This is a genomic window from Paenibacillus sp. 32352 (assembly GCF_002042965.1).
Lineage (GTDB): Bacteria > Bacillota > Bacilli > Paenibacillales > NBRC-103111 > Paenibacillus_S > Paenibacillus_S vulneris.
In genome coordinates this window covers 362485-382976 of record NZ_MZNT01000001.1, presented here as the reverse complement: position 1 = coordinate 382976, position 20492 = coordinate 362485, and the positions used below count along the sequence as shown (strand labels likewise).

The 20492-nt window shown below is 48.3% G+C and carries 17 protein-coding genes and 1 tRNA gene; 4 read left to right on the top strand and 14 right to left on the bottom strand.

The features are described 5' to 3' along the window. Positions 1-74: 74 nt before the first annotated feature. From B1728_RS01805 to B1728_RS01785, 5 genes are all read right to left on the bottom strand, one after another. Positions 75-1088 (bottom strand): hypothetical protein, encoded by a 1014-nt coding sequence (locus B1728_RS01805; protein ID WP_079908459.1) that lies wholly within the window; start codon positions 1086-1088, stop codon positions 75-77. A gap of 349 nt (positions 1089-1437) precedes the next feature. Continuing rightward, the gene (locus B1728_RS01800) at positions 1438-3279 is read right to left on the bottom strand and encodes an alpha/beta fold hydrolase (protein WP_256865192.1); all 1842 of its coding nucleotides are present in this window, start codon (positions 3277-3279) and stop codon (positions 1438-1440) included. Positions 3280-3348: 69 nt separating this feature from the next. Then, entirely contained in the window at positions 3349-3936 is a 588-nt protein-coding gene (locus tag B1728_RS01795; protein WP_256865222.1) for a TetR/AcrR family transcriptional regulator, read from the bottom strand. Between the two features lie 565 nt (positions 3937-4501). Next, positions 4502-6319 carry an ABC transporter ATP-binding protein gene (locus B1728_RS01790; RefSeq protein WP_079908457.1) on the bottom strand — a complete coding sequence of 606 codons (1818 nt, stop codon included), beginning with the start codon at positions 6317-6319 and terminating at the stop codon, positions 4502-4504. After that, positions 6312-8048 (bottom strand): ABC transporter ATP-binding protein, encoded by a 1737-nt coding sequence (locus B1728_RS01785; protein ID WP_079908456.1) that lies wholly within the window; start codon positions 8046-8048, stop codon positions 6312-6314. Before B1728_RS01785 ends, B1728_RS01790 begins: the two co-directional genes overlap by 8 nt. Before the next feature lie 128 nt (positions 8049-8176). On the opposite strand from B1728_RS01785, the gene B1728_RS01780 reads away from it, so the two are divergent. After that, positions 8177-9016, top strand: a complete 840-nt coding sequence (locus tag B1728_RS01780) for a MerR family transcriptional regulator (RefSeq protein ID WP_179135842.1) — start codon at positions 8177-8179, stop codon at positions 9014-9016. A gap of 650 nt (positions 9017-9666) precedes the next feature. Here the strand turns inward: B1728_RS01780 and B1728_RS01775 are convergent. Together B1728_RS01775 and nrdR are read right to left on the bottom strand one after the other, a co-directional pair. Beyond that, positions 9667-9739, bottom strand: a tRNA-Ala gene (locus B1728_RS01775). Positions 9740-9895: 156 nt separating this feature from the next. Further along, complete coding sequence (gene nrdR / locus B1728_RS01770; RefSeq protein ID WP_079908454.1) at positions 9896-10372, bottom strand: transcriptional regulator NrdR; 477 nt, start codon at positions 10370-10372, stop codon at positions 9896-9898. Positions 10373-10492: 120 nt separating this feature from the next. Here nrdR and B1728_RS01765 point away from each other — a divergent pair, with 120 nt between their 5' ends. After that, entirely contained in the window at positions 10493-10717 is a 225-nt protein-coding gene (locus B1728_RS01765; protein ID WP_079908453.1) for an alpha/beta-type small acid-soluble spore protein, read from the top strand. A 59-nt stretch (positions 10718-10776) separates the two neighbouring features. Here the strand turns inward: B1728_RS01765 and B1728_RS01760 are convergent, their stop codons facing one another. From B1728_RS01760 to polA, 5 genes are all read right to left on the bottom strand, one after another. Continuing rightward, positions 10777-11361 (bottom strand): lytic transglycosylase domain-containing protein, encoded by a 585-nt coding sequence (locus tag B1728_RS01760; protein ID WP_144027753.1) that lies wholly within the window; start codon positions 11359-11361, stop codon positions 10777-10779. 2 nt (positions 11362-11363) lie between these two features. Beyond that, complete coding sequence (gene coaE / locus B1728_RS01755; protein WP_079908451.1) at positions 11364-11960, bottom strand: dephospho-CoA kinase; 597 nt, start codon at positions 11958-11960, stop codon at positions 11364-11366. 54 nt (positions 11961-12014) lie between these two features. Next, positions 12015-12707: a sporulation membrane protein YtaF gene (gene ytaF / locus B1728_RS01750; protein WP_079908450.1), complete on the bottom strand. Its 693-nt coding sequence runs from the start codon at positions 12705-12707 to the stop codon at positions 12015-12017. An 88-nt stretch (positions 12708-12795) separates the two neighbouring features. Continuing rightward, entirely contained in the window at positions 12796-13653 is an 858-nt protein-coding gene (gene mutM, locus B1728_RS01745) for a DNA-formamidopyrimidine glycosylase (RefSeq protein ID WP_079908449.1), read from the bottom strand. Positions 13654-13824: 171 nt separating this feature from the next. Then, the gene (gene polA, locus B1728_RS01740; RefSeq protein ID WP_079908448.1) at positions 13825-16491 is read right to left on the bottom strand and encodes a DNA polymerase I; all 2667 of its coding nucleotides are present in this window, start codon (positions 16489-16491) and stop codon (positions 13825-13827) included. A gap of 165 nt (positions 16492-16656) precedes the next feature. On the opposite strand from polA, the gene B1728_RS01735 reads away from it, so the two are divergent. Continuing rightward, the gene (locus tag B1728_RS01735; protein WP_079908447.1) at positions 16657-17406 is read left to right on the top strand and encodes an HAD family hydrolase; all 750 of its coding nucleotides are present in this window, start codon (positions 16657-16659) and stop codon (positions 17404-17406) included. Here B1728_RS01735 and B1728_RS01730 read toward each other — a convergent pair. Further along, on the bottom strand, positions 17385-19196 hold the full coding sequence (locus B1728_RS01730) for a bifunctional diguanylate cyclase/phosphodiesterase (RefSeq protein WP_179135841.1): 1812 nt from the start codon (positions 19194-19196) through the stop codon (positions 17385-17387). The two genes, B1728_RS01735 and B1728_RS01730, sit on opposite strands and share 22 nt — an antisense overlap. Positions 19197-19421: 225 nt before the next feature. Between B1728_RS01730 and B1728_RS01725 the strand changes: the two genes are divergently transcribed. Beyond that, positions 19422-19619 (top strand): hypothetical protein, encoded by a 198-nt coding sequence (locus B1728_RS01725; RefSeq protein WP_079908445.1) that lies wholly within the window; start codon positions 19422-19424, stop codon positions 19617-19619. Between the two features lie 202 nt (positions 19620-19821). Here B1728_RS01725 and phoU read toward each other — a convergent pair whose 3' ends face one another. Continuing rightward, a complete protein-coding gene (gene phoU, locus B1728_RS01720) occupies positions 19822-20481 on the bottom strand; it encodes a phosphate signaling complex protein PhoU (RefSeq protein WP_079908444.1) in 660 nt (219 codons plus the stop codon). Between the last annotated feature and the right edge of the window lie 11 nt (positions 20482-20492).

The following is a 20492-nucleotide window of genomic DNA, read 5'->3' as shown; positions in this document are numbered from 1 at the left end:
CAAAATATGCCCAAGCCTTTGTAAGGGCCAGGGCATTTCAATGCAAGCTTTATCATTATTCTGAAAAACTACATTTACTGGACAGTGTCATATTCATCTACATTGAACATTAAAATCTTATCGAAAATTACGTATTCTGTGCGAGCTTTAAATGGACCCATACTCGCAGCATTAGAAAATTTGTATCTAGCTGAACCGGTACCAGTCTCCTTCGCATCATACCAATCCATAAATGCCTGAACTTCAGACATAGAGAGGTCATATTCCTTTTCAACCCCATTAGTCATAATGAGTTTTAATATGGCTCTTCCTGATTGTTGGTTAGATAGAGAAGGGGTAGCAGAGGCTTCGTTAGATGAATAATATAAACCACTGCTGCTTTTGGCAGTAACAATATAATAATATGTTGTTCCGTTTGTTACATTTTTGTCTGAAAACTCAAGAGAATCTGTCGATCCGATTACACTATACGGACCATTTGGAGTTAATGCTCTACTAACGGTATAGTAGGTGGCACCTACAACACTTGTCCAATTAAGATTAACGGTAGAGTCACTGGATGCTGCCGTCAATTTGTTCCCGTCGACCCCAATAAGATACCCTGATGCGTCAATATCTACTGCATCCAGCATTAGATAGAGTCCATTTGTATCTGTTAACTGCACTTCAACAGTATGTACTCCGTCAGGTAATTGCGTCTTTTCGTACACAAGTCCCAAATGAACAACAGTCGGACTATATTCGCTAAAATAATCGACAGCTCCATCAACAGACACTTTTATATGACTGCTTCTGCTGTCTTTCATGGTAGCAAGCAGTCTAACTTTAGTACCTTTGAAAAGAAATTTAAAGCTGTTTCCAGGAGTATTGCCTACAGCCATTGTAACTTTGTAAGTGGAAGGATCTGTTGTAGCCGTTATCCAAGAACCGGTGTATTTTATGCTGCTATGGGTATCGTCAAAACGCTGCCATCCCGACTCGGGATTTAGTACTGACTGACCGATTGTAGCTGCATACGAAATGGAAGAAAACAGCGTTGTAAAAACAAAAACTAGTAATAATAGGGAAAAGCTAAGCCTCTTTTTCAAAGATGTACCTCCTAAAATAGAATAAAGGTATTATACAAGGAAAATAAAGGCAGGACAAGACTTTTTTCGACATTATTATACATAATCTTGAATATTTAGACTTCAATTCAAAGCACATTGTACCAATACATTGAACACTTCGTTGCTCCTCTGGACAACCTTTAACCTATCTCTGCCAGCGGAGTCCAACAAACGCCGTGCTCGTCCGCTCCGCTCTCTGCGCGTGGACTGAACCCCCTAACCTCATCGCTGCCAGCGATGCGCTCTCCCGCATTGGTCGGTTTCACTGCCCCAAATTTCAATGGAATTTATACTTGACATATTGAATGGCCATCCGAAGAATATGCTTCTATGACAACTCAAGATCCAAAACTTGACGAAGCCACTCAGCCACCTGATGCGGAGCTTCCAAAGGGTATTGATGACCAAAGGGGATGAAGGTTGTATCGATGTGCTTGAATCGTTCCGGAATATGATGTGCTGCATCCCGGTCACCCCAATGGATTCGTACTTTTTGGGCGTTCCATAATTCGGGTTTTAGCTGGAAAGACTGGACTTGTGTTAACGCTGACATGACCATTGCGTTGGTAGAACGAATGCGGACCGACTGCAGATCATGAATGACGTAGTTCGAGTAGTGATCCAGTCGTTCGCCGTCCGCGATAAAGTCATTGGCTTTCAGCAGTGTTTTTCTGAACGCGGAGCGAGATATAAGTTTCATAATCGACCTGGTAACACCTGCATATTTATATTTGGCATGAATGGGATGCAGTACGGGCTGCAATAGCAAGAGTTGTCTGATCTGCTGCTCGATTCTTTCCATGACCTTAGCAGCGATAAGTCCGCCGAACGAATGACCAATCAAAATAATAGGGCGATTCAGCTCGAGAATCATTTCGATCACAGCCTCTACATAGCCGTCCATCAGAGAAGGATGATGATGACGCGGTGAATGACCGAATCCGGGAAGGTCCACCAGCCAAGTATTGACATCATTCAATTGTTTCGCTATTGGAACGAAACAATCGGCCCCGCTGAATGTTCCGTGCAGAAAAATAACCGGTGTACCGTGATTCTCTTTTTCCAACGAAATCAGTTTGGATCTTCTGCGTTGCACGAACCCTTCGCGGTGCTCGGATGAGGGGTGGCTTAACCGGAAATCAAGATCGGTGATTACGTAGGGAAGCGTGGTCGGAACAACGGATGTCCGTACCCCGTTCTTGCGCTCAAGTTCAAACTTCGAGGTAACCGGGAATTCCGATTTCACGAGAAAATTCATCGATTCTTTGGGAATTCCCAATCGCTTGCCGATGCCAAGTCTTAATAAAGACTTCAACAAAGCAAGCGGAATTGTGCCGAAAGGCGGCGCCGCTCGCATCTCTATCGCAATTTGCCTGATCAATGAACGGATCGACGGACTATCCTTCTTGGGATCCAATAAAAAATACGTATTACTCGCAAGCTCCTTTGTTTGAACTAAGTTAACAATGAATGATGCCACATGATCAATATGTACCATCGGCAGCCAGTAGTCCTTGCCTCCTGGAACGAGTGGCATAAGATTCCTTCTCACAGAATCTACCAGTATACTAAGACCGCCAATCTGCTCCGTAATTCCCGAGTAAGAATGGCCGATGACGGTACTGGGATTAACCGTGGACAGCGGAATGCCTAACGGTTTTAGTGCTTTTCGTATATAGGAGTCCGCTTGAAATTTCATCTTCTCATACGGGGGAGCTTTCTCAAGAACCACATCCAGATTGTGAATAGCATTTTGCTCGTTATATGGACTCATATAGCCAACAACATGAATGAATTGCTTCAATCCTTTCTTCATATGGATTTTTTCGGAAAGTTCGGCCAATTCGATGGCAGGATTAAGAAAAGCTTGCTCTGCCTCAGTCTGGCTTAACTCAATATTCATGGGACCGCCCGCATGAACGATGATATCGGAATTTTGTATTCGTTTGTAATCGTTCGGGGATAGCCCTAATTTCGGTTTCGACAAATCTCCTATTACTGCAGTAACGTGTTGCGCCTCAAGCAAATGTAACCGCCCGAGGGTATGTTGAAAGCGATCAAGACTTCGCACGAGTACAATAATGTCGTGATGTTTGGATATTAACTCGGCAAGAATATGGCTACCGATATAACCCGTCCCGCCAGTCAGGAATATTTTCAATTGAATCATCTGCCTTTCGATTCATTTAATAGTACTTAACAGTACTAGTCAGTGCAAAAAAATGACTTAAGTAACTAATTACTTAAGCATCGAAGCAAAAGCTTGAATAAGATTCTGAGCTAGCATTGGATTGTTGGTGGCCTTGGTTAGGAATAGAGCTCCTTCGATGGAGGTGACAATCAATGCCGCTGTCTCATGGACGGGCAGATTCCGGCTCAATTCTTTCTTTTCTATGCCTTCTTCCAGCAGCTTCTCAACAAGTTGTAGTTGTTTATCGAAGAATGCTTTTATTTTAGCTCTCGCTTCCGAAGAGGAATGGGAAGTCTGCGTATAAAGTGTCAGGAACGGACATCCACCAACATAATCGATTTGTTCATTATCCTCCGTGAGGATTCGAAATAATCGCTCCATTTTTGCAGGAATGGACATGTCTTGCGTCAAGGTACGGGATATTCGTTCTTCGTACCGCGAGATCAATTGATCGACAATTGCTAACAAAAGCTCCTCCTTACTTTTATAGTGGTAATAAATGTTGGTTTTTGAAACTTTGCTGAGGGCAACAATTTCGTCCATGCTTGTCACTTGAAACCCTTTTGTTAGAAATAAGGTCGATGCGGTCTGCAGGACGATATCTTTGTTTGAAATGCTTGATCTTTTGTTTGTCATATTACTACTATACAGTACTACAACATGCAAGTCAAACCCTCGATGTGATTGGAAGTGATGCTCGAACATTATGGGGTTCGCTCTTTCGCCAACAACATTGCCAAATCAAAAAACACGCCGGATTGGCGTGTTTGAAGTTTATGTATGGTGGAGCCAAGGGGGATGTTTCAATCACTGATTGAACTTGCTGACGAAGCCTATTCGACGAGGACAACCTTAGCGGTAGAATTCAACGCCGTGCTCCTTCGCTTGAAGTTTGTCCTCTGTAGCCTTTTCAACCGCTCTGTCCGCGCGGACTGAACCCCTGACCCCATCGCTGCCAGCGATGCGCTCTCCCACTATTGTCAATTGCACTGCCCAGACGGGGGCGTGCTTCACCGCAACATAACTTTATACGACTAATTACACACTAAGTTTTAGCGGTCAAGCCTCCCCCATCGGCTTCTTTAAAATGGCTTATAAATATCGCTTTGATAGGCTAGAGCAACCCTTTTTCTTTTAAATGCTCCCCAGAGCTCAATATGATCAAGCATACATTTCATTAGTTGATGTTTGAATCTGTCCGTTAATCCCACTCAAAGGCCCCTGTGTACAATTGATAATAAATCCCTTTAGCTGCCAGCAACTGCTCGTGATCCCCGCGTTCCTTGATTTGGCCTTTTTCAAGAACCATAATGGCATCGGAATTTCGTACGGTAGATAACCGGTGGGCGATCACAAACACGGTTCGGCCCTCCATCAGGTTATCCATCCCCTTCTGGACCAGCGCTTCTGTTCGTGTATCGATGGATGAGGTTGCTTCATCCAGAATCATGACGGGCGGATTGGCAATCGCTGCTCTGGCAATCGCCAACAACTGACTCTGTCCCTGTGACAGTCCATTGCCGTTGCCATCAAGCTGGGTCTCATACCCGTCAGGCAAACGTTCAATAAAACTCGCCGCATACGACAGCTTCGCTGCCTGGATCACCTCATCGTCACTGGCCTCCAGCCTCCCGTATCGAATGTTCTCAGCGACCGTGCCCGAGAACAGATGGGTATCCTGCAGTACAATTCCCAGAGAACGCCGCAAATCTGCTTTTCGAATACGCTGAATATTAATGCCATCATAGATGATCTCGCCTTCTGTAATATCGTAAAAACGATTGAGCAGATTGGCTACGGTAGTCTTGCCCGCACCCGTTGCGCCTACGAACGCGAGTTTCTGTCCAGGCATAGCATATAACGTCATATTCTGAAGTACTTGTTTCTTTCCGTCATACGTAAAGCTGACGTCCTTAAACTCCACTTTGCCTTTTAGAACAACGCTTGTTCCGTCCTCCAGTTTCCAGACCCATCCGTCCTGATTCTGGTTTTTCTCCAAGGTCACACAGCCCTCATCTGCTTCAGGCTGTTCATCCATCAGGTTAAAGATCCGCTGAGCCCCTGCAAGTGCCACGACAAACATGCTGACTTGCGAGGAAATTTCGGCAATGGGCATTGTGAAATTACGGGATAAACTCAGAAAAGCAGCGATAATTCCCAGACTCAGACCGGCATTCCAGCCCGATAACGCCATAGCTCCGCCTGCAATGGCCACAAGCACATAGATTAGTGTGGCCAGATTCGCATTGATTGGCATGAGAATATTCGAATATTTGTTAGCTGTCGCCGAGTCGTCAAACAGTCTATCATTCAGGCGGGCGAATTGTTCCATCACTTTTTGCTCGCGACCGAACACCTGCACCACTTTTTGCCCATGAATGATCTCCTCAATATATCCATCCACCACACCGATCGATTCCTGCTGCCGGAAAAAGTGCTGGGTTGCCTTAGTACCCACGGTTTTGGTAATCCAGAGCATGGCAAGTGCACCAAGCACAACCACGATCGTTAACGGCACATCCAGATACAACATCGTACCGAGAACGACCAACACTGTCACCGCAGTGGACAACAGCTGGGACAATCCATCCGTCAGCATCATGTTCAGTGTGTCCACATCGTTCGTGTAATGACTCATAATATCCCCGTGGGCTTTACGGTCAAAATATTTAATCGGCAGCTTCTGCATCTGATCGAATAAGCGGTCACGAATCCTCTTCATAATCTGCTGTGAGATAGTAATCATCAGCCGTTTCGAGACAAACGTACTAATGACTCCAGCAGCGTAGATTACAGCCAGAATGATTAAAGCCTGTAACAAGGCGTCAAACACTGGATTCTGATTTCCGAGCAACGGCGTAATAAAATCGTCGATCAGCATTCGCAGAAAGGCCGCTGAAGCGACAGAGACGGCGGAACTAACCAGAACTAGGAACAGCGCCAATGCCGTTCTGAATTTATAATATTTAAAGTAGGCTAGCAGACGTTTTATTGTCCGGCCGTAATTGATGTTATCCATCCAGTGCTTCACCGCCTTTCGTCTGTGTAAAATAAGCTTCTTGATAAATGGTATTTCTACCCAGCAGTTCCTGATGGGTTCCGATATCCACCATCTTGCCTTCATCCAGCACGACAATTTGATCAGCATCTTCAACAGATGCAATACGCTGGGCAATAATAATTTTGGTTGTATTCGGTATGCTTTCCTTGAAAACGCTGCGGATTAACGCGTCGGTCCGTGTATCTACAGCGCTGGTGGAATCATCCAGAATCAGAATCTTCGGTTTTTTGAGCAAAGCTCTGGCGATACACAGTCTCTGCTTCTGACCTCCCGAAACGTTAGTACCGCCTTGTGCCAAATGAGTGTCATATCCATCCGGAAACGTGGAAATAAACTCATGTGCCTGCGCCGCTTTGCACGCTTCAATCAACTCATCATCGGTCGCATTTTCATTGCCCCAACGCAGGTTCTCCTTAATCGTACCTTCAAACAGGACGTTTTTTTGCAATACCATCGCGACCTGGCTGCGAAGAACATTTAAATCGTATTCCTTCACATTGACTCCACTGACAAGGACTTCACCCTCACTGGCATCATATAGACGTGGAATCAGTTGCACCAAGGTGGACTTTGCACTGCCCGCAGCTCCTATAATACCGATCGTCTGTCCCGAAGCCATTCGCAGATTGATACCAGACAGAGCATCATTCTCGGCTTTGTCGGAGTAACGGAAGGACACCTTACGGAATTCAATCTCTCCACTGTGCAGCTCTGTAACTGGCGATTCCGGACTGGTAATGTCCGGCTGTTCACTTAACAGATCATGAATCCGGCCTGCCGAAGCGCGAGCAATGGCAATCATAACAACGACGATGCCCAGGGTCATCAAGCTCATTAGAATTTGCATGGAATACGTGAATACACTCGTAAGCTCGCCGGTAGTCATGCTTCCACCCACAACCAGTTTGGCTCCAATCCAGGAGATGATCAGCATCACGGCATACAGCACAATTTGCATCAATGGAAGTTCGTACGACATAATGCGTTCTGCCTTAACCATCTGTGCAAATATCCGCTGAGATACGGCTTGAAACTTGGATACCTCACGCTCTTCTCGTACATAGGATTTCACGACTCGAATGCCGCGTACATTTTCCTGAACAACTTTATTCAGATCATCGTAACTGCCAAAGGCACGCTCAAAAATCGGAAAAGAATACTTCATGATGATGATCATGCCAATGGCCAGGACAGGGATAACAATCATGAACCAAGCAGCAATGGACGGGCTGATGCGATACGTCATAATCGTTGCAAAAATCATCATCACCGGACTGTGAAAGGCAATCCGGATAATCATCAGAAATGCATTTTGCACATGCGTAATATCCGTAGTCAGCCTGGTGACGATACCTGAGGTTGAGAATTTATCCATATTGGAATACGACAGCCCCTGCACATGACAGAACAGGTCATAACGCAAATTTTTTCCGAACCCCGACATGGCAATCGCAGAATGCTTACCCGCCAGCGCCCCAAAGACCAGAGACACAAGGGCAAACAACACTAGAATCAAGCCGTACTTCATCACCTGATTCATCTGCCCCCCCGTGAACCCCTGATCAATTAATTCGGCCATAAACAGCGGGATAATGGCTTCCATGGCCACTTCACCAAGTAAAAACAAAGGGGTCAGCCACGTATCTTTTTTATATTCCCGTACACTTTGCAGTAATTTCCTTACCATAAGCATTCTCCTCATCTGAAATAAGCACACTGATCTGCGATCTGAAAGTAGACTGGCAATCAGAACAAATGTATTATAAACTGTATAGCAACTATACAGTCAATCTACTTTTTGATCTGGGGGTACCTATGCATCCAAATGAAATGCTGTCCATTAGTGCTTTTTCCAAGCTGTCCGAGGTTTCGCGCAAAACCCTTATTTACTACGACCGCATCGGTCTGTTCAAACCTGCCTTTGTGGCAGATAACGGTTATCGCTATTACAGCCACAGCCAGTTTGAAACGATCGGCGTTATTCATATTTTCAAAGAGCTGGGCATGTCCCTGGAGGAAATCCAGCAGTATCTCGGTGAGCGTTCTCCGGAAACTATCCTCCAACTGCTGCGTAAACAGGAGAGGAATCTGCAACTGCAGATCACCAAACTGACTCGAGCGAAACAAATGATTATACAGCGTGCGGAAAATATAGAGCAATCCATGCATCTGGACACCAGCCCAATGCAGGTCATCTGGCAACCTAAAACCCCCTTGCTGCTGAGCCGCCGCATCTACTCATCCAAAAAGGAGTTCCCTGAGGAGCTCTGGGAGGATTTTCGGGTGCGGCTGAACAAGGAGCATGCGCCACTGGGATACCCCAGTGGGGTCATCATTCCCAAAGATGATCTGCTGAAGACGAATGGCAACATGATCTCCCATATGTACAGCTTCATGACGACAAAGCATCACAAACAGGCCTATAGACCGGAGGGATTCTATCTCGTGTCTTATGCCAGAGCAGATTATGGGGATACCGATAAGATCTATACAAAAATCTTTGATTATATCAAAGAGAAACAGTACGTCATTAAGGGGGATGCTTACGAGGATTACATGCAGGATGAGATCGTGTTGCAACATGCAGAGGATTATCTGGTTCGGGTAATGGTGCACATTGAGGAACCGGCAGATGGTTATCATTTTGGAGAATAGGCTCTATATAAAAACAACCTTTCCTCGGATAAACTCCGGAAACCAAGGCAATCGCTCTTAGGCTTCTGGCCGCCTTTCAACGGTGCATTTGGAACAGAGCAAATTGAATCGCCCTGCCTTCAACGAAGAACAGGGCGATTGCTTTTTCTTTAATACTACGCTTTCAGTGGACAAACATTCTTGTTCATAGTTAAACTGGGGTCACTATGAATCAACTTAACGTAAAACAAGTCATCGATATGCACCGATGACTTGTTTTGGGCCTCCTAATCGAAGCCTGAGTATAAAACTGCATTTGTTGCAATGGGCTCTTCAAGAGAACCTGAGTTGTGAAATAACCACTCGTCCCCTTCAACTTGTTTACTGCAAATTGTAAGGTTTTTCTCGAGATTTGTTAGCTTTTAATTAAGCATACTAAACAAAAAAAACGGCATCTCTGCCGTTTAAATTACTATGGAGCCTAGGGGGATGTTGAATTCCTCATTTTACTTGCTGACGGAGCCCCCTCCGACGACAAGCCTAGCGGTAGAATTCAACGCCGTGCTCGTCCGCTCCGCTACCTGCGCGCGGACTGAACCCCTCTCAGGGGTTCGCTCCCCCAGCGAAAATAAAAAAACGCCACTACGCTATCCGTAGTGACGCTTTTTTTATGGAGCCTAGGGGGATCGAACCCCTGACCTCATCGCTGCCAGCGATGCGCTCTCCCAGCTGAGCTAAGGCCCCGTATGATTTCGGTAAATTTTTCACCCGACAATTAGGTATTATACACGGTGCTCGGCCTATCGTCAAGCGATAATTCAATATTTTTTTCGCGGACCCATCAAGCAAATAAAACAGGTGCTCAAAGGATATCACCGATGGATTCCCCGCACCTGCTTATTACTTTTTATCTTCTCCTACTTGATGCTTGGACAAGATGTCTGTCAGCTCCCGCATGAACATGTTGATGTCTTTGAATTGGCGATAGACGGATGCGAACCGGATATAAGCGACCTCGTCCACCGGGTACAGCTGTTCCATGACGATCTCACCGATTTCGCGGCTGTCCACCTCAGCGCTTGCCGTATTGCGGATCTGCTTTTCGACTTCGGATACGATCATATCAAGCTGGTCTACAGACACCGGACGCTTCTCACAGGCGCGAATCAAGCCCCGGAGCATTTTTTCCCGGCTGAATTCCTCACGGCTGCCATCCTTCTTAATAACAATAAGAGGAGTCTCCTCCACCATTTCGAAGGTGGTGAATCGCTTGGTACATTTCTCGCATTCTCTTCTTCGACGAATCGATTTGTTCTCATTGGCCGAGCGCGAATCCAACACCTTGGTTCCGTTATAGTCACAGTATGGGCATTTCATTTCTTTATCACTCCTCTTGGTTACGAAATCAGGCGTGCAGATATTGCCAGCGAATCCCTGTAATGATCTTCAGGGAAAAGCACATAATAGGTTTACCAACTTACAAGGAGGTGAACAGACATGGGTGCAGGACAATCTCGCAGCAGTAACGCTTTGGTGGTACCTCAAGCTAACGCAGCTTTGGATCAACTGAAATATGAAGTTGCTCAAGAGTTGGGTATCGCTATCCCTCAAGACGGTTACTACGGTAACATGGCTACTCGTGACACTGGTGCCATCGGGGGTCATATTACTCGTCGCCTGGTGCAAATCGCTGAGCAAACACTTGCTGGCGGCAACCGCTAAGTAGAAGCCGGGTAGAAGTATTGGACAGTTGCTCCTTAGGGGGCCTGTCCAATGCTTCTTTATTTTTGAGGAGCGATTCCCCATTCCTTCGCATAAAGCTTATGATATTTATTATAATAATACAAAACGCGCTGAATGTAATGCCTCGTTTCACCATAAGGAATGGAATCCGAATTTTGTAAGGTGCCATCCCATTCTTTATTCTGAAGCCACCGGTTTACTTTCCCCTGACCGGCGTTATAACCGGCAATGGCAGCGATGGTGTTCCCATTAAACTCCTTATGTAGATACCCCAGGTACCATGTCCCCAGCTCAATGCTGACGGATGGATTATCCAAATCATTCTTATAGGATGGGGAAAACCGTCCGGCATCCACGATCCACTCTGAGGTGTCTGGCATAAGCTGCATTAAACCGTAGGCGCCTTTTTTGGATGAAATGTTCAACTTATAATTGGATTCAACTCGAATAATGGCTGCAACCAATAGCGGGTCCACCTCGTAGCTCGCGGCATGCTGCCGTATTTCCTCTTGATAGCGGATCGGATATAACCATTTACCCACAATATCACTGCTAAGGAACATAAGAACTACGAAGGTAATTAAAAGAAGAGCAAATACTCGCTTTTTCCGCCAAAAGCCGATGCTCATAGCAGCCTCCTTCCCCTTAAGAACGCCTCCACCTGTTTCTCCGTATCCGCAAGCGTCCCTTGATTATCTATGACAATGTCAGCCTTGGCTTTCTTCTGTTCAATATCCAATTGGGCTTTGAGCCGTGCTTCCGCTTGGTCTTCCGTGAGCTTGTCCCGGTCCATGAGACGCTGAAGCTGAAGACTGCGCGGTATGTACACTACCATGACGGCTTCGAACATCGACTGCAATCCCGATTCATATAACAAGGGAATATCGACGACCACCAGCTTGTCCGGATGCGATTGCTCATACTCCTGCATTCTTTCGCGAATTAGCGCACGGATCGAAGGATGCATGATATTTTCCAGGTCTTTTAATGCCTGCGGATTGCCAAAGACCAATGCTCCCAGCTTTTTACGAAACAACGTACCATCTGGATTCAAAACTTCCGATCCGAACCGTTCCACAATTTGCGTCAGAACGGGACTGCCAGGCTCCACTACCTCTCTGGCAATACGGTCGGCATCAACCAGCATCGCGCCGCGCTGCACCAGCATCTGGGATACGGTGCTTTTGCCGCAGGCGATGCCTCCGGTTAAACCGATATTCATAGGGAATTCTCCTTCGACGTTCTAGGTTAGTTATGCCCCGCTATAAATAGTACATTATATCAATTTCATAATACCCATAATAATCAATATACATCCGGGAAAAACCGATAACCGGCGGAGCCAGGACATATCCGAATACTTATAACCTATTCGTAAGCCGGTCGCCAGGAAAGTCCCGCTGGCCAACGCGATCACGGCGGAGGTAAGAAGCGGTGCAAAGCCGATCAAAGCGGCCCCGATCCCCGCTCCGAAGGCGTCCAGTGACAGCGCAATCCCCAGAAGCAAAGCTTCGTAAGGTGAAATATTACCCGAACGGTCCATGTCCGCAATGGATGGCGTACGCAAAATTTGAATAACCAGTCCAAAACGCTTCAACTCAATATTCAGCACTTCCCGTGTCGTCGGGACGCTGTTCCCTCCCGCAGTACGAACAGGCACTCCGGATGAATCGCGGGAATCCCCGTTGTCCGCATCCTTTTTCTCCATCATGACTTGATAGACCGCCCAGATGCCAATCCCGATCAGGATTACGCCCCCAATCGCCCTGGCAAACACCGGATCGACAAATTGGCTGATGAACACCCCGATTTGCATGGCAAGATAAATGATAAAACCCGAGCAGCAAGAAATGATAGCAACCGATAAGAGCGGCATACGTATTTTACGCAAGCCGTACATGACACCAACGCCAAATCCGTCCAGACTGACGGCTAAAGCCAATATCAACAAGGAGATAAAAGGCAGCATGGTAGTTCCCTCCCGACCTTTGTACTCCTTTACTATATGGCGGATATGGGCGGGGGGTGCATCATGCGAAACCCGTCAGAAGGCTTCTTTAAGCACCGGCTTTTCTAGCATTCTTTCGCTTCAAGGGCTGGCATTTCGGGCAAAAATGAGTTCCGCGGCCTGCGACAACCGTCTTTTCAATCTCATGTCCGCAATGCTGGCAGGGCTCGCCTTTACGGCCATACATTTGCAGCTGATGCTGAAACATTCCGATTTCCCCCTGACCGTTCACGTAGGACTTGATAGAGGACCCTCCGGCCGCTACGGCATCGTTCAAGGTTTGGATGATGGCTTCATACAAGGCAGCCAATTCCTTGCGCGAGAGCGATCCCGCTTCCCGTTCAGGGTGAATTCCTGCAGCAAACAAGGACTCATCCACATAAATATTCCCTATCCCGACGATATATTCCTGATTCAAGAGCAAGGGCTTGATTTTGGTAGTCCGTCCTTCCAGCTTTCTTATGAAGGCATCCAATGTAAACGTCTCGTCCAGCGGCTCAAGTCCGAGCTTTTTGAGCGGCTGCTCGTTAAGCTCCGTTCCTTTGGGGAACAAATGCATCGTGCCGAACTGGCGTACGTCCTTATATCTCAATTCGCTTCCATCGGTAAAATGAAACACCACATGCGTATGAAGCTCCATGGGATCGTTCTTGTCGTAGACGCCGTAACGGCCTTCCATCCGCAGATGGGAGACAAGAGTAAAATCATCCGTGCGAAGAAGGAGGAACTTTCCTCTGCGGTCCACTCCATGAAACGTCTGTCCCTGAAGCAGCAGGGCAAATTCGTCAGGCTCCTCCGGGCGCTGAATAATGCGGCGCAAACGGACGTCAACCTGCTCTATGGTTTTACCGACGATCAGCTGATTTAATGTTCGTTTAACCGTTTCTACCTCCGGCAATTCCGGCATGCTGTTCACCTCGAAGCTGTATATTTATTTCAACGTCTACCGACAAGCTATAGTGAATCTGAATGTCCCAAGCGGCTAAAAAAGGGATGAGGAACGTGCATCGGCCTCTATCACAGCTCGTCCTTCGCACATTCCCCGGATGCTTGGATCTCGGAAAGAACCTATATTATATTACTTAGCTTCATACCAGTTCAAGCCTGTGTCGACTTCCACTTTTAGAGGAACGACGAGCTTCAACGCATTCTCCATCACTTCGGCTACGGTTGTTTTCATCGTCTCGATTTCATCCTCCGGCACTTCGAACACCAGTTCATCATGCACCTGAAGAAGCATCTGGCTTTGGAGCCCGTCCCGCTTCAAGCGTTCATCCATTTGAACCATGGCCAGCTTAATGATATCGGCGGCGGTACCCTGAATCGGCGTATTCATCGCCGTCCGTTCCGCGAAGGAACGGAGATTGAAGTTAGACGCCGTAATCTCCGGCAAGTAGCGGCGGCGATTCAGCAGCGTCGTCACGTAGCCGTCCTGGCGGGCTTTCTTCACAATGTCGTCCATATATTGGCGAACGCCTTGGAAGACGGCGAAATACTGCTCAATAAACTGCGAGGCGTCTTTTCGGGTAATGTTCAGGTTCTGTGACAAGCCGTAATCGCTGATGCCGTACACAATCCCGAAATTGACGGCTTTCGCCTGACGGCGCATGTTGGAATCCACCGCATCCTCAGACACTCCGAATACGTCCATCGCCGTCTTCGTATGAATGTCCATGTCCTTGATAAAAGCTTCAATCAGCTTCTCATCCTGCGAAATATGGGCCAGCACCCGCAGCTCAATCTGCGAATAGTCCGCCGTCAGGATGGACCATCCCGGCTTAGAAGGGACGAAGACCTTGCGGATTTTGCGTCCTTCCTCCAGCCGGATCGGGATGTTCTGCAGATTCGGATACTGGCTGCTCAGGCGGCCGGTTGCCGCAATGGTCTGCCGGTAGTAGGTATGCACCTTCCCCGTATCCGGACGAACCTCTTTGAGCAGCCCTTCCACATAGGTAGACTGGAGCTTGGCCAAGGTCCGGTAGTGAAGAATATGACCGATCGCAGGATGATACGGCTCGAGCTTCTCGAGCACCTCGGCGTCGGTCGAATAGCCGGTTTTCGTCTTTTTGATCGTAGGCAGCTGCAGCTTTTCGAATAAAATCTCACCAAGCTGCTTCGGCGAGTTGATATTGAACTCCGTCCCGGTCGCGTCATAGATCGATCTCATAATAGCTTCCAGCTGTGTCCCAAGCTCCTGGCCATACTGCTTCAAAGCCTCGATATCGACCTTGATGCCCTTTTCCTCCATGTCCGCAAGGACGCTGGCCAACGGCTTCTCCAGCTCATAGAACAGCTCGTTCATTTCGCTTTGCTCCAAATCGCGCTTCATCGGCTCTACCAAGCTATGAATCGTCATCGCCTTGCGGGACAAATGATCGCTCAGCAGCTCCAGCTCCGGAATATGGAACTTGGCGCCTTTGCCGAATACCTCCTCGTCCGATTTCAGCACAGGCAAGCCGTATTTGACCGACAGCCCGCTCAAGGTCAGCGCCGATTCCGTCGGGTCCAGCAAATAAGCGGCCAAAAGGATGTCGAAGGAAGTACCGCGCAAATGAATGCCGCGCCATGCCAAAACTAGAGCCGCCCGATGCTGATCATAGATGGCTATCGATTTCTCCGGAGACTCGAGCCAGGCTTTGAACGATAGCGCTTCCTCATCCTTCCATTCAAGCAGCTCGGCTGGCACATAGTAGCATTTGTGCTCCGTGTACAGGGCAATACCTATCATCTCCGCGATATGCGGATTATCCCCGGCAGCCTCGACGTGCAGACAGGTAACCTGGGGGAGCGCCTCCACCAAGGCCGCCAAGCCTTGCCGATCCTGGACAGTAACAACGTCAATGTCGACCTGGGAAGCTTGAGCTCCATTATCGGAATCCGCGGTCGAGAAGTCCATTTTCTCGAGAAGCGATTTAAATTCCAATTTACGGAACATATCAGCGAGAGCTTGTCCGTCATAACCTGTAAAGGCAAGCTCCTCCCATTTGGTCGTGAGCGGCACCTCGCGGAAGATCGTCGCCAGCTCCTTGCTCATTCGGGCGTCGTCCGCATGCTGCTCGACCTTTTCCTTCATCTTGCCTTTCAATTGATCCGTATGGGCCAGAACGCCCTCCACCGTCTCATATTCGTGAAGCAGCTTGAGCGCAGTCTTCTCCCCTACGCCCGGAATTCCCGGGATATTATCGGAGGCATCCCCCATCAAGCCCTTCAAATCTATAATTTGCTTCGGCGTTAAGCCGTATTTTTCTTTAATCTCGCTTGTATCGTACAGCTCAACCTCACTGATGCCCTTTCGCGTCAAAGCGATGGTAACCCGGTCTGAGGCCAGCTGCAGCATATCCTTGTCCCCTGTCACGACCAGAACTTCGATATCCCCCTTCTCGTCGGCTATCCGGGTGAGCGTGCCGATAATATCGTCCGCTTCATAGCCCTCCAGCTCGAATTGGGCCATGCCGAAGGCGCGAATCAAATCGCGAAGCAGCGGAAACTGCTCAGACAGCTCAGGAGGCGTCTTGGCTCTTCCGCCTTTATAGTCAGCGTAATCCTTATGTCGAAACGTGACCTTCCCCGCATCAAAGGCAACGAGAAAGTGAGTCGGTTTTTGCTCCTCCAGCAGCTTCAACAGCATCGTCGTGAATCCGAATACGGCATTCGTATGCAGACCGCTCGAATTGCTGAGTAAAGGTAATGCATAAAATGCGCGATTAGCAATACTGTTGCCGTCAATCAAAATTAATTTCGACATCGTTACACCCCATTTTCCTTAACATCACTACTCCATGATAGCATAGGACAACAAGAGAAAAAAAGCTTAGGCGCACATTCCCATTCTTAGGGGTGACGGCGGCCGCATGAGCATAAACATAGAATATAAGGCGATGCTTTTCGCGCAAAACGGAGGTAGAATGTTATGAGCACCTCAACCCGGCCCCAGGGCAAGAAAGCCATCTGTTTTGACGTCAATCAAACCTTGATCCATCAGGGGATTCACTTCGAGCAGGCTTTCCGCTCCGTTTGGAACGACTATTACTCCCGTTCGGTCCAAAGCGATGTTCCACAAGCAGAGGAGCTGTGGAGCAAGTATCAGAACTACTGGCAGCAGCACAAAAAAAACCGTACCGCGCGGCTGCAGCTGGACGATTTGCAGCAGCAGTGCCTGCAAAGTGCGCTCAGAGAGCTTCGAGTCCCAGTCCATCAGCAGTTTACCAACGATTTTTTCCAGCTGGTGCGCAAAGCCCGGCTCGCCGCCAAATCATTAGCCCCCAAGGTAGAGGAGACGCTGCAAGCGCTGGCACCGCGCTTCAAATTGGCCATCATCAGCAATAGTCCGAGAAGCGAAGTAACCCACTTGCTCCAACGGTTCAAGCTGAACGGGTATTTTCCGGAAGAACGGATATTTACAGCCAGAAGCTCTGCAGACAAAAAGCCCAACATTCCTTTATTTAAAACGGCCATCCGTACGATGGAGTTATCTCCGAGGCAGCTGGTCATGGTAGGAAACTCATGGAAGCATGATGTTTGCGGGGCGACTAAAGCGGGGCTGGATGCCGTCTGGGTTCAATCCCACAGCACCGCAGCCAGGAAGATCTCCCAACAGAAGCTGGGAAAGCGCAATGTGTACTGCATCCAGCAAATGGATCAGCTGCTGGAGCTATTCTGATCTCGAGGCTGCTCAAGTCCAAGACATTCGCAGTGAACGATGCTGCCGGGATAACCTTTGGACAGCTTCTTCAATCTTGCCGAGGCCTTAGATATTTGCTCCAAGGTAACTGCCTCTGCCAGCTCGCATACGATCAGCGATAAAGAAATGGTTACCCCGTTCGCCTCGATCCGATTGCCGCCGCGGTCCTCCACATAGCACCAATCATCTCCTTCATAGAAGAGCCTTACGCCCTGATCGAACCGGCGAATAATCTCCCTGCACAGCTTCTCCGAGTCCACGGACGAGGTGATGGCGATAAAGTCGTCACCTCCGATATGGCCGACAAAATCGAACGGCTTCCCGCATACCACGATCGACTGCTGAATCACATCGGCCGTATATTGGATAAGCTGATCCCCTTTTTGAAATCCGTACCGGTCATTGAACCATTTAAAATAATCCAAATCCGCATAAATAACCGAAAATCGCTTCTTCTCCATCAGCCATTTATTGAGCTCCCGATGAATTTGAATGTTCCCGGGCAACCCGGTCAAAGGACTGGCTACCTTCGCACTCTCCATCCTGGCGTTAGTGATGCATTCCAATATGGCGCGAATGGAAGCGGCTCCCGCCATCTTCCCCTCGTTCGTAATGATAACCAGGTCGTACAAGTTGTTGATATCTCTCGAAGTCGCCAGCTGGGATACCGTCTCCACCGGCATATGCTGATCCACGATCAACGGCTCCGCATCCATCACCTGATCGATCGTCCGGTTCCAGAACAGAGAAAACCCGTATTGGCCGGCCAGCTGCTGAAACAATCTTTCCCGCATCATCAAACCGACGGGCACATCCTTGCAAACAATGACGACGCCAGGCGCGTTCACATTCGATTTAAAATAGTTCGCTACCTCCGATATCAGCGCCTTGTTGTCAAAGGTACGGATAGGCGCAATCAAATCGCCGATAGCCCATGTGCTGCCCGCCGAATCGTGGATTTTGCGCTGTTGGACGATGCGTTCGACCAGCTCCGGAGCCAGCGCCGCTTTCTCCAAGGAAGGTCTCCCCAATAAGTATCCTTGCCCGTAATGAATGCCCATTCGGGTCAAATGATGCAGCTCGTCCGGATGCTCGATGCCTTCCGCAATGATCTCTATATTCAGCTTTTGGGCAAAAGAAACGAAGGTTTCCAGTATCGCTTCCTTCGTTTTATGCGATTCTACGCCCTGCACCAGGGAACGGTCCATCTTTATAAAATCGGGATGCAGCTCGGCAATCGCCTGCAAGGACGAATATCCCGCACCGGCGTCATCGATGGCAATGCGGTAGCCTTGATTGCGATAATGCATAAGCAGCTTCTTAGCCATGGAAAAGTCTTCAATGGAGCTTCTCTCCGTTATTTCGAATACGATCCGATCCGGACTCATTCCTTGTGCCTGCAGCAGCTCCAACGTCCTTCCCGGCTCGAACTGGGGGTCGTAAAGAATTGCTGCGGATATATTGATGAACAAGAGCTCTGGCCCGGAGGCGAAGAAGGCTCCTTGAATCGCTTTCTCCCTTGCCAGCCTATCCAGCGGGTACAGCTGTCCTGTCTCGTCGGCATAAGTAAATAACGGCAGCGGTGAATGGAACGGGTGATTATGAGGTCCCCTCGTCAACGCTTCATAGCCTAAAATACTGCCGTCCTTCAAGGATACGATAGGCTGATAAACGGAATGGAGCATTTTATGCCGCAATATCATTTGAATTTCGTTCTGTAAATATGTCTTATCCGCGTGGAAGACCGAATTCTTGTGGACAGCGGTCATACGTCTCATCCCCTCTGTGGGCTAATGGATATATATCCCACTCTAGCATAGGATGTTTAACCCAGTGTAAAAGTCCTAAGTCAGTTTTGTAAATCTAATGTAAATCCTCTTAAGATAAGAATAAAGCCTCTTGCTCTGTCCGAATTGCGGGTTATACCTTGCCATATTAGAAGCTTTCACAAACCGATCGCCGGTTGACATCAGGGTAACACGAAAGCTGTTTTCATGATTGAGGATAAAGGCGTTGCCTCGGCGGTGCTCAAGAGAAGCCGGTTTACCATCGGGGTCATTATCGATCCCGAAAGCAACCGCATTGAAATCAAGGCCGCCGGTTCAACGGCGGCCTATCTTCCCTTCTACTCCCCCCAATCGCTTTGGCGGTCTGGGGGGATTGTTGAGCTCTTAAATTTAGAAAAATGCTAAAGGTAAGAGGTGAGGTATCCCCTGCAGGAGCGATAGCGTTCGCCTTTGTTCTCGGGAAATACCCGCTATAAAAGCGAATATGAATCAAAATTTCCCGAGAACAACAGCGACCGGAAGGGGATATCTCACCGGGGTACCGTTGCTATTTTCAATTTCTGCAAGCCCCTCAACAAACAAAAAGACCGCCAAAGCGGTCCTCCCATCATATGTTCAAATCCTTCCGCTTCCCCGTCACAATATAAATGACGCCTTCGCCGATATTCGTGCAATGGTCGGCAACCCGCTCCAAATAGTGAGCTACGAACATCAGATGCGACAGCTGACGGTTGCGGGCAAACTCGCTGTTCATCATCCCGATAATTTCGTTCATCAGGCTGCTGTACAGCTTATCGACCTCGTCATCCTTTTCGGCCAGCGCAGCCGCGCGGTGAATATTGCGCTCGGTGTAGGACAGCAGGCTTTCGTGCAGCATTTCCCGCACGAGCACCGCCATATGCGGGATATCCTCCAGCGGCTTGATAAGCTCTTCGCCGGATAAGCGGATCGCGATCTTGGCGATATCAACAGCGTGATCGCTGATCCGCTCCAGATCCGTTGCGATCTTCAACGCGGTGCCGATGATGCGCAGATCTCCTGCCATCGGCTGCTGGAGCGCGATAAGGCGCAAGCAGCGCTCCTCGATCTCCAGCATCATGCCGTCGATGATATCATCTTCGACCACGATCTTCTTCGCCAGCTTGTCATCCAGCTTGGCTAAGGCGTCAACCGCGTTCGAGATGGATTCCTCGACCAGATTGCCCATCTTCAGAAGCGATTGCTGCAGCTCATCGACATTTTGGTGAAAACTTGTTCTAGTATCCATAATAGCCCCCT